Genomic DNA, 15,018 nt, shown 5'->3' on the forward strand with positions numbered 1-15,018 from the left:
TAGACGAACAGGTGTTCGAAACCGTTCAGGTGGCCCCGGCGTGTCGTCCGAACGCCGGGGACAGCGACCACTCCGCGTTTCGGCTAGCCTTCACAAATCCTGACGTCGACAACGGAGTAGGCGCATGCAGGTCGTGCTGTCCTGGTTTGCCCGTGGTCCGCTGGGGACCGAGGCGACCTCGGCACGGACCGCCCGGGTCGCCCCCGCGCTCCGCGATCTCGTGCCCACCTCCTGGCAGCGCCACGACTTCGGCGGCGACGACTGGGGCGTCATCGTCCTGCATCCCGCCGACCAGCGCGCCTACCGGTGGCCGGTGGTCGCCACCGAGGGTCCCGTCAACGCGGTCTCGCACGGGATCCCCGTGGGCATCGACGTCGGGACCGGCCCGCCGGCACTCGCCCGGCGGCTGCTGGCCGGCGAGGACGTGCATCGCGAGGGGGTCCCCCCGTTCGCCCTGCTGGCCCTGGACACCGACCGGTTCGCCCTGCAGCAGGACTGGCTCGGCATGGCCCGGGTCTTCACCGGCACGGCCGACGGCATCACCGCGTTCTGCACCCAGCCCACGCTGCTCGCCACCTTCCTGCACGGGACGGCGCGGCCGGACCTGGCCGGCTGGACGTCGTACACCGTCTGCGGGCACTTCGGCGGGGACCTGTCACCGGTGGCCGGGACCCGCCAGCTGCGTCCCGGAGAGCGGGCCACGGGGCGGCGCCTGCCCGGCGGCGGCTGGGAGGTCGACAGCCAGCTGCGGTACGCCGTGGACGACGTGGTGGCCAGCGGGCTCGCCGACCAGGGGCGCCCGGTGGAGGAGCAGCTGGACCGCGCCGCCACCGCGTTGACCGGCGTCGCCGACAGCGTGCACCGGCTCTACGCCGACGAGATCACCCTCGGCCTGTCCGGCGGCAAGGACTCGCGCCTCATCGCCGCCACCCTGATCGCCGCCGACCGGACGCCGCGGTTCCTCACCACCGAGGACATCCCGGCCGAGGGCGAGACGGCCCGTCGCCTGGTGCAGCTGCTGCGGGACCGGCGCGGCCTCGAGCCCGAGCACGTGGTGCGGCTCGCCGGAGCACCTGCCAAGGTGCTGGACACCGGCCTGCTGGAGCGTGCGCGCGGGCTGCGCGACCACTACGACCACCAGTTCCCGTCGACCTACATGGCCCGCCCGGTGACCTCCGCGATGCTGTCGAGACAGGTCCGGCCCGCCACCTACACCGGCGCAGCGGGCGAGCTCGCCACCGGCTACTGGTATCCGGCGGCCGACGCCGACCCCGCCCTCACCCCGCACCAGGCGGGACTGGACCGCCTGATCCGTGGCGCACCGAAGGCCGCCATCGTTTCGGAGGTCGTGGAGGCTGAACGCGACCGCATCAACGGCATCGTCCAGCACGCCGGGGCCACCGGCGTCCACGGCCTGCACCTCCTCGACTACCTCTACCTGGTGGAACGAGTGCGGCGCTGGGCCACCTCCGCCTACGTCACCGGCATGGTCACCCCCTTCCTGGCACCCGGGTTCGTCGCCGCCACGTTCTCGTCGGCCCCGGCGCAGAAACGCGACCAACTGCTGCACACCGGCCTGATCGCCCGGCTGGTGCCGGAATGGGCCGACGTACCGTTCGTGAAGGTCCCGTCCATGCAGTCCACCTCCACCCGCGTGTGGGAGGGCGACGGTGTGGCGGTGATGTGCGAGCTGCTGGACACCTCGCACGGCTCGCTCGCCGGGCTGATGCACAGGCCTGCGGTCGAGAAGGCCCTCCGCAACGCAGTGCGGGGCGGTCGCCCGGACCCACGGGTCCTGCAGCAGTTCACCGCGCTTGCGGTCGCGGCGGAGCGGCTGGAGGCGGACACCGCCCGGCCCGCCACGGGCGCCACCTACCTCCGGGTCACCACGCCCCCGGAACTGCCCCGGCCCGACAGCGCTCCCCTGCGCCTGCTGCGCCGGATCCGGCGGACTCCGCTCGGCGACCGCGTCTGGACCGCCGTGCGCCGTCGGGTGCGCCCTCGCTGACGGGCCAGCACGACCCGGCGATCGGACCTGGTCAGGCGGTGCGGCGTGTCGTCTCGACCGCTGCGCGGGCCGATGCGCCGAGCACGCCGACGACGAGCACCAGGCTCGCGAGCGCCAGCGTCGGGTAGTCGCCGAGGTCGACGATCACGCCCGCCAACGCACCCGTCACGGCGGCGGTCAGGCCCATCACCAGGTCCGAGGTCCCCTGGACGTCGGTGCGTGCCTCGATCGGCGCATGCTCGGCCACGAGGGTGGAGGCCGACACCATCACCAGTGACCATCCGACTCCGAGAAGGAACAGCCCGGCGGTCACCTGCCACGACATGCCGGTGGGTGCCGAGGCGCACAGCAGCAGCGCCACCAGGAGCGTCGCTCCCCCGGCACCGAGCACGGGCGGCCGTCCGACGCGATCGGCCAGCATCCCGACCAGCGGCGAGAAGGCGAACATGCCGAGGACGTGGACGCTGATCACGATGCCGATCACCTCGAGGCCCGAACCACCGTGCTCCATGTGCAGCGGGGTCATCACCATGACACCGACCATGGTCGCGTGGGCCAGGGCGAGAGCAGCGATCGCGTAGCCGAGGACCGGGTTGTCGCCGATCGCCTTCATGGCACGTCCCCACGACGAGCGGCCGCCGGCGACGCGCGGGGCACGACCCGCGGCAGCGTCCGCCTCCCCCTCGAGCTGCTGGGCGAGCAGCAACGGGTCGGGCCGGAGCAGGACGCCGACGACCAGCGCAGCCAGCAGCATGCCCATCGCGCCGAGCGCGAACGGTCCGGTCAGCTCGGGGATGTCGACAGCGTCGGCGAACGACCCGGCAGGACCGGTGAGGTTCGGGCCGGCGACCGCGCCGACGGTGGTCGCCCACACCACGAGCGACAACGAACGGGCACGGGTCGCGTCGGTCGCGAGGTCGGTGGCGGCGTAGCGCGCGGCACTGTTGGCCGCCGTACCAGCGCCGAGGAGGACGGCTCCGACGAGCAGGACCAGCATCGACCCGACGACACCGGCGACGACGGCGAGCAGGCCACCGCACGCGCCGATGAGGTAGCCGCTCATCAGGCCCGTCCGTCGTCCGCGGCGTGCCATCAGCGGCGCGAGCAGGAACGAGATCACGGCGGCACCGAGCACCTGCGCGGTCTGCGCGAGGCCCGACTGCGCCTCCGACCCCGACAGGTCGCGGGCGAGCAGGGAGGCAGTGGCGATGCCGATGGTGATGCCGACGGCTCCTACTGCCTGGGTCAGGACCAGGACGCGGACCGTACGACGCTGCGCAGCGAGGACGTCCCGGGTGGGATCGAGAAGGGTCACCGCTCGCTCGCGGGCAGCTCGAGCTGTTCCCAGACCGCGCGCCACACCTGCTTGGGCTGTTCGCCGGCGTCGATGGCCTCACGGACCGTACGGCCGCCGAGGGTGGCCATCACGAACTGGTCCGCCCAGACGTGGGCATACCCGGACCCGAGGTGGTGCTCCATCCGCTCCCAGAACTCCGTGTGCCGCACCCGACCATCATCGCTGGTCGAGCCAGCGGACGTCCCATCGGTGATGGATGACGTCGTGCAGGTGGTACCTCCCGAGCGTGTCCACGGTGAAGACGCTGCCGTTGCTGCGGCGCCCCGGACGCTCCCATGCGTCGCTGGGGACGGAGTCGTACAGGACCGCGATCGCCTCGGCCCCCGCCACCAGGTCCGGTACGACGTCCGCCGGGTCCTGCAGGTCGTAGCGATCTGCGACAGCGGTCTCGTCCTGGTCCCAGTTCGCGAAGACCGGGTCGTCGTCCGTGAGCATCTGCTCGAGCCGCCCGGCGAAGACGCGGTGCACGTCACGGACATGGCAGGCGTACTCGGTCGGCGACCAGACGGTCGGCTCCGGGCGCTGCCGGGCACGCGGGTCGGCCAGCGCCTGGGCCCAGTGGGCGGCGTTCTCGCGGACCGTCGCGCCCATCGTCGACCGACCCACGTCCGCAGCGACGAAGCCGCACTCGGCGCAGGGCTGGTCGAGGACCCAGGTCCAGTCCTTGGTGTCCGGCGGGGGCAGCGGTGCAGTCGTCATGCGCCCATCCTCACGGCTGGGTCAGGACCGGCACGAGCGATATCCGGTCATCCTCCGTCGAGGGACTGCCATCCCCACGAAGTGTGGCAATTGGGGGTGCGAGGTGTGCCCTGTTGGGGGCACTTCGCACCCCCAATTGCCACACTTCGTGGCCCCAATTGCGACACTTCGTGGGTCAGGCGATCGCGGCAGTGCCGAACGCGACGTTGAACTTGTCGCACCAGATCACCACGGACTTCATGCCGGCGAGATCGGCGTCGGCGGGGATCTCGTAGCGTGAGCTGCCCTTGTTGCCCTTGAGCTCGCCGAGCTTCACGTAGTCGCCGTCGTCGTAGTTGCTCCACGAACCGACGCAGCCGTCGCAGCCGCCGCCGCTCTCCTGGTCGGTGATCCAGACGTGCAGGTCGGGGCCGTTGGAGGTGTCGAGGCCGTCGAGCAGGACGAACCGGCTGCCGTCGCTGCGGCGGAAGATCCTCGCGTCGCCCGATGTGCCGTGCTCGGCGTCGATGAAGCTGCCGGAGGCCAGCTCGACACGTGTCCTCGCCGTCCCGGACGCTTCGGGGACGGTCGTGTCGGAGATCCCGGCGGTCGCCGTACCGACGACCTCACTGGCGTCGTCGCCGTCATCGACCTCCTTGTCGATGAACAGCAGCCAGGGCTGGAAGACCAGCGCGCCCGCCACGGCGAGGACGAGGAACAACCCGCCCATCGTCAGCCAGATCCGGCGCTTGCGGCTCATGCGTCGACTCTAGAAGACCAGCGTTCGGCTGACGAGCGGGACGCCCGGCCGGTAGGCGAGGTGGACGTGGCTCGGGGCGTCGAGGACGACGAGGTCGCCGCGCGATCCCGGCACCAGGGACCCGATGTCGGAGCGCCCGAGCGCCGCGGCACCCCCGGCGGTCGCGGCCCAGACGGCCTCGCCGGGAGTCAGGCCCATGTCGCGGACGGCGACGGCGATGCAGAACGGCAACGAGCTCGTGTACGACGACCCGGGGTTGCAGTCACTGGCCAGGGCGACGGCCACGCCGGCATCGACGAGGGCGCGTGCGTCCGGATAGGGCTGGCGGGTGCTGAACTCGACGCCCGGCAGCAGCGTCGCGACCGTTCCCGAGTCGCGCAGCGCGTGCACGTCGTCGTCGGACAGGAACGTGCAGTGGTCGACGGCGGCGAGCCCCATCTCCGCAGCGAGCTGGACGCCGGGACCGTGGCCGAGCTGGTTGGCATGCAGCCGTCCGCGCAGGCCGAGCGCCGCGCCGGCCGACAGGATCGTCCGGGCCTGGTCGGCGTCGAAGGCGCCGCGTTCGCAGAACACGTCGATCCAGCGGGCGAAGGGTGCCGTGGCGGTGAGCATCAGACCGGTGACCAGGTCGACGTAGGCGGCCGGGTCGTCGGCGTACTCCGGCGGCACGACGTGGGCGCCGAGGAACGTCGTCTCGGGGGTGAAGGCCTGCGCGATGCGGAGCGAACGGGCCTCGTCGTCGACGGTGAGCCCGTAGCCGGACTTGATCTCCACGGTCGTGGTGCCCTGGCGGCGCATCTCGGCCACGTGCCGCGCGACGCCGGCCTCGAGCTCGGCATCGGAGGCGGCGCGGGTGGCCGCGACGGTCGTGCGGATCCCGCCGGCGGCGTACGACTCCCCCGCCATCCGGGCCTGGAACTCGAGTGCACGGTCGCCGGCGAAAACGAGGTGGCTGTGACTGTCGACGAAGCCGGGGATGACGGCGGCGCCGGCCACGTCGATGACCTCGTCGGCGGCAGGAGCGGCTGAGGTGTCGCCCACCCACGCGATGACGCCGTTGTCGACCACGACCGCGGCGTTCGCGCGCAGGCCGAGGAGGTCGGCGGCGGCCGGATCGTTGGTGACGAGCTCACCGATGTTCGTGACCAGGGTGCTGGTCCGGGGCGAGCTCATTGCCACACCTTGTCGATCACCGAGGCCAGGTCGCGGCCGACGCGCCCGTGGTCGCCGTCGAAGACGACCCGGCCGTCGATCTCGACCTCGGTGACGTCGGCAGGTGCGGCAGCGAACGCGACGGTGTGGACGTCGGCGCCGGTGCCCGCCGTACGCGGGCTGGCCGGGTCGAGCGTCACGACGCCGGCGTCGTCCAGGCCGAGGGATGCGTGGCCGTGGACGGTCGCGCAGTCGAGCAGTGCCTGGGCGGTCCAGTGGCCACGGACGCCGGTGCGCAGCCGGTCGTGCATCTCCACGCCGCGCATCTCCTCGAAGAGGTCGACGATCGCGTGGCTGTCGGAGCCGAGGCAGATCCGGGCGCCGGCAGCACGCAGGTCCGCGGCGCGACCGAGGCCGTCGGCGAGGTCGCGCTCGGTCGTCGGGCACATGCAGACGAAGGCCCCCGAGTCGCCGATGAGGCGGACGTCGGAGTCGGTCAGGTGGGTGGCGTGGACGAGGGTCGTGCGCGGTCCGAGAACGCCCGCCTCGGCGAGCACCTCCGTCGGGGTGCGCCCGTACGCCGCCCGGCAGGCGTCGTTCTCGGCCGGCTGCTCCGACAGGTGGACGTGCACGGGGCCGCCGGCCGCACCGGCCGCCACGGTCGCCATCTGGTCCTGCGGCACCGCTCGGACGCTGTGGATCGCGGCGCCGACGCGGTCGTCGCCGAACGCCGCGACCCGCTCGGCCCAGGCGTCCGCGGTCCCGTCACTGAACCGGCGCTGGACGCCCTCGGCGGGTTGGCCGATCCCAGCCGTCAGGTAGCAGGTGTCGAGCAGGCGGATCCGGATGCCGACGTCGTCGGCCGCCGCCAGCAGGGCGCGGCCCATCTCGTTGGGGTCGTCGTACGGCGTCCCGTCGGGCTGGTGGTGCAGGTAGTGGAACTCCCCCACCGCACCGATCCCGCCCGCGAGCATCTCGGCGTAGGTCGCCCGGGCCAGCTCGAAGTAGAGGTCCGGCGTGAGGCGACCCGCGAGGTCGTACATCTGCTCGCGCCACGTCCAGAAGCTCCCCGTGCCCTGCTGGGTGCGGCCGCGCAGGGCGCGGTGGAAGGCGTGCGAATGGGCGTTGGCCATGGCCGGGATCGTCAGCACGCTCACACCCCCAGGGCCGACAGCGCGTCGGCCAACGCCTCGACACCGGCCAGGCAGTCCTCGGTCTCCGCGAACTCGTCGGGCGAATGGGAGACGCCGGTCGGGTTGCGGACGAAGAGCATGGCCGTCGGGTGGCCGGCTGCGGCGAGGACACCGGCGTCGTGGCCTGCCTGGGTCGGCAGTACCGGCCAGTCGCGGCCCTCCCCGATCCGGGCGGCGAGATCGACGTTGAACGCCACCTCGCCCGAGACGGACTCGGCAGTCACGGCCACCGAGGTGCCGTCGCGTGCGGCGCGCTCGGAGGCCTGCTTCTCGATGGCGGCCACGAGTCCGGCGAGCGTCGTGTCGGAGTCGGCGCGCGCGTCGAGCCAGGCCGTGACGCGCGAGGGCACGGCGTTGGTGCCGTTGGGGTGTGCCTCGATCCGTCCGAAGGTCGCGCGCGATCCCCCGAGCCGGGCCTGCTTGTTGGCGGCGAGTGCAGTCATCGCGTAGGTGAGCATCGGGTCGGCCCGGTCCTCCATCCGGGTGGTGCCGGCGTGGTCGGCCCGACCGGTGAAGTCGAAGCGGTAGCGACCGTGCGGCCAGATCCCGCTCGCCAGGCCGACCGGCACGTCGTGGTCGACGAGCGCTCGCCCCTGCTCGACGTGCAGCTCCACGAAGCAGCCGACCTCGGCCAGCAGGCCGTCGGCGCCGGTCGCGGGTGCGGCGGTCACGTCGCCGAGGGCGACCCCGGTGCGGTCCCGCAGTCCCTCGACGTCGGACCACGCCACCGAACCGGTCGCGAGCCGCGAGCCCAGACAGGCCAGCCCGAAGCGGGATCCCTCCTCCTCGCGGAACACGCCGACACCGACCGCGCGGCCCGGTTCGGCGCCGCGCTCACGCAGCAGGTCGATCGCGGCCAGCGCGGAGACGACTCCGAGCGGCCCGTCGTACGCCCCGCCGTCGAGGACGCTGTCGAGGTGGCTGCCGGTGAGCACGCCGAGCGTCTCGACCCGACCAGCGACCGGAACCGGGCGCCACCAGGCGACCTGGTTGCCCATCGCATCGGTCTCGAGCGTGAGGCCGCGCGACGCCGCCTGCTCGGCGAACCACACCCGCATTTCCTCCTCCGCGCTCGCCCAGGGCTGGCGGAAGTAGCCGCCGGAGGTGGACGAGCGGCCGACCGCGGCGAGGTCGACCCACATCTGTTCGAAGTCAGCCACCTCAGCCGTCCTGCATCGGGATCCGGACGTCCCGCTCCGCAGCGACCTCGACCGCCCGGTCGTAGCCGGCGTCGACGTGGCGGATCACGCCCATCCCCGGGTCGTTGGTGAGCACGCGCTCGATCTTCTGCGCAGCGAGCTCGGTGCCGTCGGCGACGCAGACCTGACCCGCATGGATCGAGCGTCCCATGCCGACCCCGCCGCCATGGTGGATCGACACCCACGACGCACCCGATGCGGTGTTGACCAGCGCGTTGAGCAGCGCCCAGTCCGCGATCGCGTCCGACCCGTCGAGCATCGCCTCCGTCTCGCGGTACGGCGACGCGACCGACCCGCAGTCGAGGTGGTCGCGGCCGATCACCACGGGTGCCTTGAGCTCGCCCGAAGCGACCATCTCGTTGAACTTCAGGCCGGCCAGGTGGCGTTCGCCGTACCCGAGCCAGCAGATGCGCGCCGGCAGGCCCTGGAAGGCGACCCGCTCGGAGGCCATGGTGATCCACTTGTGCAGCCGGGCGTTGTCGGGGAACAGCTCGAGGATCGCCTTGTCCGTCGCGGCGATGTCGGCCGGGTCGCCGGAGAGCGCGGCCCAGCGGAACGGGCCCTTGCCCTCGCAGAACAACGGCCGGATGTACGCCGGCACGAACCCCGGGAACTCGAACGCCCGGTCGTAGCCGCCCTTGCGGGCCTCGTCACGGATCGAGTTGCCGTAGTCGAAGACCTCGGCACCGGCGTCCTGGAACTCCACCATCGCTCGCACGTGCGTGGCCATGGACTCCTGCGCCCGCTTGGTGAAGCCCACCGGGTCGGCGGTGCGCTCGGCCTCCCAGTCCTCGAACGCCGTGCCCGCCGGCAGGTAGAAGAGCGGGTCGTGGGCGGAGGTCTGGTCGGTGACGATGTCGATCGGCGCCTTCTGCTCCAGCAGCAGCGGCACCATCTCGGCCGCGTTGCCGAGAACCCCGATGGACAGGGGCTTGCGGGCATCGCGCGCCTCGACCGCGAGGGCGACGGCCTCCTCCAGCGAGGACGCCTGGACGTCGAGGTAGCGGTGCTCGATGCGCCGCTTGATGCGGGCGTCGTCGCACTCGATGCAGATCGCGACACCGTCGTTCATCGTCACGGCGAGCGGTTGCGCGCCGCCCATGCCGCCGAGGCCTGCGGTCAGCGTGATCGTGCCGGCCAGGGTCCCGCCGAAGCGCTTGTCGGCCACGGCCGCGAAGGTCTCGAACGTGCCCTGCAGGATGCCCTGCGTGCCGATGTAGATCCACGAACCGGCGGTCATCTGCCCGTACATGGTCAGGCCGAGGTCCTCCAGACGGCGGAACTCCTCCCAGTTCGCCCAGTCCCCCACGAGGTTGGAGTTCGCGATCAGCACGCGCGGCGCCCACGCGTGGGTGCGCATCACACCGACCGGCTTGCCGCTCTGGACGAGCATCGTCTCGTCGTCCTCGAGGTCGCGCAGGGTGCGGACGAGGGCGTTGTACGCCTCCCAGCTGCGGGCGGCCTTGCCCGTGCCGCCGTACACGACGAGGTCTTCGGGACGCTCGGCGTTCTCGGGGTCCAGGTTGTTCATCAGCATCCGCAGCGGCGCCTCGGTCTGCCACGACTTCGCGGTCAGCTCGGTGCCGGTGGCGGCGTGGATGGGGAGGCGGGGGTTGGTGTCGTTCACTGGAGTTCTCCGATCACGTCGGTGACGGCCGCGGTGACCCGGCGGCCCAGGACGAGCTGGTAGGCGGATTCGATCTCGGGGGCGAGGAAGCGGTCGGTGCCCGGGCCGCCGACGCCGTGGTCGCGGAGCAGGCCGACGACCGCACCCGTGGCGGGACTGGGCTCGAGCGGCGCCCTCAGGTTCAGGGCACGGGACGCCGTCATCAGCTCGACGGCAAGGACGCGGGTGAGACCGTCGACCGAGCGGCGCAGCTTGCGGGCCGACGACCAGCCCATCGAGACGTGGTCCTCCTGCATCGCACTCGACGGAATCGAGTCCACCGACGCGGGCGCCGCGAGCCGCTTGAGCTCGGAGACGATCGCGGCCTGGGTGTACTGCGCGATCATCAGGCCCGAGTCGACACCCGGGTCGTCGGCGAGGAACGGCGGCAGGCCATGGCTGCGGTTCTTGTCCAGGAACCGGTCGGTACGACGTTCCGCGATCGAGGCGACGTCAGCCGCGACGATCGCGAGGAAGTCGAGGACGTAGGCGACCGGCGCGCCGTGGAAGTTGCCGTTGCTCTCGACCCGGTCGCCGAGCACGACCGGGTTGTCGATCGCCGAGGCCAGCTCGCGGCCGGCGACGGTCGCGGCGTGCGCGACGGTGTCGCGGGCGGCACCGTGCACCTGCGGCGAGCAGCGCAGGGAGTAGGCATCCTGGACGCGGTTGCAGTCGGGGCCTCGGTGCGAGGCGACGACTCCGGAGTCCTTCAACAGCGCGGTGAGGTTGGCCGCCGACAGGGCCTGGCCCGGGTGCGGGCGGATCGCCTGCAGCTCGGGGGCGAACACGCGGTCGGTGCCGAGCTGGCCCTCGACGGACATGGCGGCGGAGATGTCCGCGACGCGGAGCAGGTCGGTGAGGTCGTCGATCGCGAGCACCAGCATGCCGAGCATGCCGTCGGTGCCGTTGATCAGCGCGAGGCCCTCCTTCTCCTGCAGGGCGACCGGAGTGAGGCCGGCGGCCGCCAGCGCGGTGGCTGCATCGGTGAGCTCGCCGTCGGCGTTGCGCACCGGTCCCTCACCCATCAGGGCCAGCGCACAGTGCGCGAGCGGCGCGAGGTCGCCGGAGCAACCGAGCGACCCGTACTCGTGGACGACCGGCGTGATGCCGTGCGTGAGGAGCCCGGCGAGCAGCTCGGCCGTCTCGCGTCGTACGCCGGTGCGACCGGTGGCGAGCGTCGAGAGCCGCAGCAGCATCAGGGCCCGCACGACCTCGCGCTCGACCTCGGGGCCACTTCCGGCTGCGTGCGAGCGGACCAGGGAGCGCTGGAGCTGGGCACGCAGCTCCGGAGCGATGTGGCGGGTGGCGAGGGCGCCGAAGCCGGTCGAGACGCCGTACGACGGCGTGGGTGACGCCGCCAGGTCCTCGATCACCGCACGGGCACGGTCGATCGCGGCCAGCGACTCCTCGCTGAGCGCCACCCCCGCACCATGGCGAGCCACCGCCACCACGTCCTCGAAGGAAACCGCACCCGTCCCGACCGTCACCATCTGCATGCCGCCATTCCACTCTTCCGGTGCACCGCTGACCAGAGCGGAGGGACACTCAGAGTCTCGGATACGAGACATTGCACCGCGGTCGTGGCACGCTCCGTCCATGAGCCAGGTCCCTGCCGCCACCCGTGCCCTGCGGGTGCTGCGGTTCCTCGCCGGCCAGCCGGAGCCGGTGGCCGTCGACCGGATCGCCCGCGAGCTCGCGATCCCCCGCTCCACGACGTACCACCTGCTCCAGGCGATGGCCGACGAAGGCTTCGTGGTGCACCTCGCCGACGACCGGCGGTACGGACTCGGGGTCGCTGCCTTCGAGGTCGGCAGCGGGTACGCCCGCCAGGCTCCCCTGCAGCGGATCGCGCGACGCCCGCTGGCCGCACTCGTCGACCGGACCGGCCACAGCGCGCACCTCGCGGTGCCGCACGGGCGCGACGTGCTCTACGTCCTCGAGGAGCGCGCGCCCGGCCGGCCGTCGCTGGTCACCGACGTCGGTGTCCGGCTGCCATCCCACCTGACCGCCAGCGGACGGGCGATCCTCGCGCACCTGCCGGCCAGCCAGGTGCGCGCGCTCTACCCGGACCGCGATGCGTTCGTCGATCGCACCGGCGTCGGCCCCGGCTCCCCCACCGCCTTGCGTGCGGTCCTCGCCGAGACCCGTCGTCGCGGCCACGCGATCGAGGACGGCGAGGTGACCGCCGGGCTCGCCAGCGTCGCTGCCGCGGTCCTGGACCACAACGGACTGCCGGTCGCCGGGGTGGCGATCACGTTTCCCCTGGACGGGGCTGATCCGGAGCGGCTGGCCGCGGCCGTCGTGTCGACCGCAGCGACCCTGACCCGCCGCCTGCACGGCCGCTGACGGTGGTAGTCCCGGGCCAAAAGCACCGAAATCCGGCGTGTCGCCGTGCTTTTGGCCCGGGACTACCGTTCTCGACGGCCTAGGAGGGGTTGCCGCCGAAGCCGATCTCGTTGCCGTCGGGGTCGGTGTAGATCACCTTGCGGGTGCCGCCGTCGTAGGTCTCCTCGCTGGCCGGCTCGATCCCGCGCGACGCCATCGCGGCCACCCGGGCGTCGAGGTCGTCGACGAACAACGTCTGGACGGAGAACCCGGCGCGCTCCGGTCGCTGCTCCACCACCAGCCAACGGTGCGGCGCCACTTCCCAGACACCTTCGGTCGGATGGGCGACGAAGGTGGGCGGCGTGCCGAGCAGCGCCTCGTACCAGGGCAGCGCCGCGTCGTAGTCCCGCACACAGATGCCGGCGAACAGCTCGAGCCCGTCGCCCAGGAATTCGGTCATGCCCGTTCCGACCTCGGGCGGGCCGGGGATTCATCGGTACGGCTGGCTACAGTCGCCCGCGTGCAGGCACCGCAGATCGACCCCATCAGGCTCGGCTCGCTCGCCGAAGGGGACCTGCTCGACCTGACCCGTGACGCGGACCTCGAATCGGTCCGGTACGCCGACCTGCGGGTCGCGCGTCTCGACCTGGCCGGTGCGCTCGTCTCCACGTCGCGGTTCGAGGACGTCAGCGCCGACGACACCGACCTCAAGGGCGCCCGCCTGCACGAGGTCGAGCTCGAACGGGTCAACCTCCCGGTCGTCCGCGCCGCCCGCGGCCAGTGGCGTGACGTGAAGGTCAACGGCCGGCTCGGCTCGCTCGAGGCGTACGAGGCGCAGTGGAAGTCCGTGCACTTCGTCGGCTGCAAGCTCAGCTTCATCAACCTGCGGGGAGCCGAGCTGATGGACGTCGCCTTCACCGACTGCGTGATCGACGAGCTGGACCTGATCAGTGCGTCCGCCCGCCGCGTCCGGTTCGAGAACACGCGGGTGGGCAGTCTCAACGTCCGCCAGGCGAAGCTGCAGGACGTCGACCTGCGCGGCGCCACGCTGGCAGCCATCGACGGACTGACGGACCTGCGCGGCGCGACGATCAGCCACGACCAGCTCGTCATGATCGCCCCGCTCCTGGCTGCCAGCATCGGCCTCACGGTCGAGTAGCGGTCCGCTCGACCCGCGCCAGCCACCACGCCAGCGTCTCGTCCGACCCGGCGTAGGCCGCGGTCATCGCCCGCGCCGCGTCGGCCAGGACCTCCGTACGGTTCCCCTCGGCGCGCTGGGCGCGCCGGGCGAGCGCCGCCCCTTCGTCCCACGCAGCCGTGTCAGCGGGCAACGGGAGCGCCGCCAGCTGCCGGGCGCTCACCTTCACCGATCCGGGCGACAGGCCGGTCCCGAGGTAGCGGGCGGCCGCGTGGGCGACGACCGGCGGCGCGAGGGTGACCGCCAGCAGCCGCCAGAGATCGGCCGGGTCATGGGGTGCCACCGTGACGACGGGCACCGACGGCAACCACGCGCCCTCGGCGTCCGCAACCGCCTCGATCACCCGGCCCTGCCCGGCCACCAGCAGCTTCGGCACCAGGCGTGCGTCGGCCCAGCCGGCCAGCTTCCCGTCGGCGCGGAGGGCAACGAGGTCGACCGACGGGGCGTCGTACTCCTGACGCGCGAAGCGGGTGGTCGTCGTACCCCAGCGCAGCTCGGCCGGGTCGATCAGTCCGCTGGTGACCAGCCGGGCGTCGCCCTCGCGCAGCCCGTCCGGGTTGTCGCGGACGAACGGCTTCAGTCCGTAGTACTGGTCACGGAAGTCGGCCGTGCAGGTGGCGAGGTCGCCGACGGTGCCGGGGGTGCCGGTGGTGCCATCCATGATCGGCAGGTCCACCTCCGGGATCCCGAAGTACGACGCCGCGAGGCTCCCCCAGCTGTCGGGACCGAGCGACGACGGGCGGCCCATCCGCACCACGGGCACGCAGGTGAGTACCGGCGTGCCGTCGAAGACCGGCCGGTCCGAGCACCAGAAGTCGGTGACGGCACCGCGGGCGGCGACGGCCGCCCGGACCGGTCCGGCGTCGCGGGTGGCGAGCACGGACAGCGGCTGCACCAGCGCGACCACCCCGCCCGGGGTTGCCAGGTCGAGCGAGCGGTGGAGGAAGACGGCGCTGGTGTCGGTGTAGGCGCCCAGGCCGCGTCGGTCGGACTGCCCGGCGGTGCTCGTCCTGAGCTGGCCGAGGAAGGGCGGGTTGCCGACGACGGCGTCGAAGGTGCGCCCCTCCCAGGCGGTGAGCCCGTCGGCGACCACGACCTGCCGCGCGATGTCGTCGACCGGCACCGTCGGGTCCTCGGCGTGGAGGCGCTCGCGCGCGATCCGGACCGCTTCGGCGTCGAGGTCGGAACCGTGGACCGCGCGCACACCGAGCCGCCGGGCCGCCTCGACGAGGAAGTGGCCGGTGCCGCAGGCCGGGTCGAGGACCGTTCCCTGCTGCGGAAGCGCGTGGTCGAGCACCCAAGCGACCAGGTGGGGCGGCGTGTAGAACGCGCCCTGCCGACGCCGGTCGTCCGGCCGGTCAGCCGCGAGCTCGCGCTCGTAGGCAGCAGACATCGCTGCAGCGTCCTGACGCCGGTCGGCCACGGCCGCAGCCTAGTGTCGACACCGAACCCCCACCCGTCACCGTGTTATAGTCAAAATGA

General features: G+C 72.5%; 14 protein-coding genes. 3 read left to right on the forward strand and 11 right to left on the reverse strand.

Features of this window, described 5'->3' with window-relative positions; all coding sequences use genetic code 11:
• Positions 1-124 precede the first annotated feature (124 nt).
• A complete protein-coding gene (locus ACOACQ_RS17850) occupies positions 125-2,008 on the forward strand; it encodes a hypothetical protein (RefSeq protein WP_420288940.1) in 1,884 nt (627 codons plus the stop codon).
• A gap of 31 nt (positions 2,009-2,039) precedes the next feature.
• Here the strand turns inward: ACOACQ_RS17850 and ACOACQ_RS17855 are convergent, their stop codons facing one another.
• The 9 genes from ACOACQ_RS17855 to hutH all read right to left on the reverse strand — a co-directional run bounded on the left by ACOACQ_RS17855 (position 2,040) and on the right by hutH (position 11,509).
• Positions 2,040-3,323 (reverse strand): MFS transporter, encoded by a 1,284-nt coding sequence (locus ACOACQ_RS17855; protein ID WP_420288941.1) that lies wholly within the window; start codon positions 3,321-3,323, stop codon positions 2,040-2,042.
• Positions 3,320-3,514, reverse strand: coding sequence for a DUF3046 domain-containing protein (locus ACOACQ_RS17860; RefSeq protein ID WP_378598339.1), 195 nt, complete (start codon positions 3,512-3,514; stop codon positions 3,320-3,322). Before ACOACQ_RS17860 ends, ACOACQ_RS17855 begins: the two co-directional genes overlap by 4 nt.
• A 7-nt stretch (positions 3,515-3,521) precedes the next feature.
• A complete protein-coding gene (locus tag ACOACQ_RS17865) occupies positions 3,522-4,064 on the reverse strand; it encodes a DinB family protein (protein WP_420288942.1) in 543 nt (180 codons plus the stop codon).
• 175 nt (positions 4,065-4,239) lie between these two features.
• The gene (locus tag ACOACQ_RS17870) at positions 4,240-4,803 is read right to left on the reverse strand and encodes a DM13 domain-containing protein (protein ID WP_378598335.1); all 564 of its coding nucleotides are present in this window, start codon (positions 4,801-4,803) and stop codon (positions 4,240-4,242) included.
• Positions 4,804-4,812: 9 nt separating this feature from the next.
• On the reverse strand, positions 4,813-5,976 hold the full coding sequence (gene hutI / locus ACOACQ_RS17875; RefSeq protein ID WP_420288943.1) for an imidazolonepropionase: 1,164 nt from the start codon (positions 5,974-5,976) through the stop codon (positions 4,813-4,815).
• Positions 5,973-7,112 carry a formimidoylglutamate deiminase gene (locus tag ACOACQ_RS17880; protein WP_420288944.1) on the reverse strand — a complete coding sequence of 380 codons (1,140 nt, stop codon included), beginning with the start codon at positions 7,110-7,112 and terminating at the stop codon, positions 5,973-5,975. The genes hutI and ACOACQ_RS17880 overlap by 4 nt, the downstream gene beginning before the upstream one ends.
• Positions 7,109-8,308, reverse strand: coding sequence for an allantoate amidohydrolase (locus tag ACOACQ_RS17885; RefSeq protein WP_420288945.1), 1,200 nt, complete (start codon positions 8,306-8,308; stop codon positions 7,109-7,111). Before ACOACQ_RS17885 ends, ACOACQ_RS17880 begins: the two co-directional genes overlap by 4 nt.
• A 1-nt stretch (position 8,309) precedes the next feature.
• Positions 8,310-9,974, reverse strand: a complete 1,665-nt coding sequence (gene hutU / locus ACOACQ_RS17890; protein WP_420288946.1) for a urocanate hydratase — start codon at positions 9,972-9,974, stop codon at positions 8,310-8,312.
• Entirely contained in the window at positions 9,971-11,509 is a 1,539-nt protein-coding gene (gene hutH, locus ACOACQ_RS17895) for a histidine ammonia-lyase (RefSeq protein ID WP_420288947.1), read from the reverse strand. Before hutH ends, hutU begins: the two co-directional genes overlap by 4 nt.
• 100 nt (positions 11,510-11,609) lie before the next feature.
• On the opposite strand from hutH, the gene ACOACQ_RS17900 reads away from it, so the two are divergent.
• Positions 11,610-12,359 (forward strand): IclR family transcriptional regulator, encoded by a 750-nt coding sequence (locus tag ACOACQ_RS17900; RefSeq protein ID WP_420288948.1) that lies wholly within the window; start codon positions 11,610-11,612, stop codon positions 12,357-12,359.
• A 79-nt stretch (positions 12,360-12,438) separates the two neighbouring features.
• On the opposite strand, the gene ACOACQ_RS17905 is transcribed toward ACOACQ_RS17900, so the two are convergent.
• Positions 12,439-12,798: a VOC family protein gene (locus ACOACQ_RS17905; RefSeq protein ID WP_378596873.1), complete on the reverse strand. Its 360-nt coding sequence runs from the start codon at positions 12,796-12,798 to the stop codon at positions 12,439-12,441.
• 60 nt (positions 12,799-12,858) lie between these two features.
• On the opposite strand from ACOACQ_RS17905, the gene ACOACQ_RS17910 reads away from it, so the two are divergent.
• A complete protein-coding gene (locus ACOACQ_RS17910; RefSeq protein ID WP_420288949.1) occupies positions 12,859-13,497 on the forward strand; it encodes a pentapeptide repeat-containing protein in 639 nt (212 codons plus the stop codon).
• Here ACOACQ_RS17910 and ACOACQ_RS17915 read toward each other — a convergent pair.
• The gene (locus tag ACOACQ_RS17915) at positions 13,484-14,959 is read right to left on the reverse strand and encodes an HsdM family class I SAM-dependent methyltransferase (RefSeq protein ID WP_420288950.1); all 1,476 of its coding nucleotides are present in this window, start codon (positions 14,957-14,959) and stop codon (positions 13,484-13,486) included. The two genes, ACOACQ_RS17910 and ACOACQ_RS17915, sit on opposite strands and share 14 nt — an antisense overlap.
• Between the last annotated feature and the right edge of the window lie 59 nt (positions 14,960-15,018).

Origin of the sequence: Nocardioides sp. CPCC 206347 (assembly GCF_048654605.1) — a bacterium.
Lineage (GTDB): Bacteria > Actinomycetota > Actinomycetes > Propionibacteriales > Nocardioidaceae > Nocardioides.

What these genes read in the sequence shown, in the direction of transcription:
- hutI (WP_420288943.1), bottom strand. Translation starts at nt 5,976, where the DNA reads ATGAGCTCGCCCCGGACCAGCACCCTGGTCACGAACATCGGTGAGCTC.
- ACOACQ_RS17905 (WP_378596873.1), bottom strand. Translation starts at nt 12,798, where the DNA reads ATGACCGAATTCCTGGGCGACGGGCTCGAGCTGTTCGCCGGCATCTGT.
- ACOACQ_RS17870 (WP_378598335.1), bottom strand. Translation starts at nt 4,803, where the DNA reads ATGAGCCGCAAGCGCCGGATCTGGCTGACGATGGGCGGGTTGTTCCTC.
- ACOACQ_RS17900 (WP_420288948.1), top strand. Translation starts at nt 11,610, where the DNA reads ATGAGCCAGGTCCCTGCCGCCACCCGTGCCCTGCGGGTGCTGCGGTTC.
- ACOACQ_RS17850 (WP_420288940.1), top strand. Translation starts at nt 125, where the DNA reads ATGCAGGTCGTGCTGTCCTGGTTTGCCCGTGGTCCGCTGGGGACCGAG.
- ACOACQ_RS17865 (WP_420288942.1), bottom strand. Translation starts at nt 4,064, where the DNA reads ATGACGACTGCACCGCTGCCCCCGCCGGACACCAAGGACTGGACCTGG.
- hutH (WP_420288947.1), bottom strand. Translation starts at nt 11,509, where the DNA reads ATGCAGATGGTGACGGTCGGGACGGGTGCGGTTTCCTTCGAGGACGTG.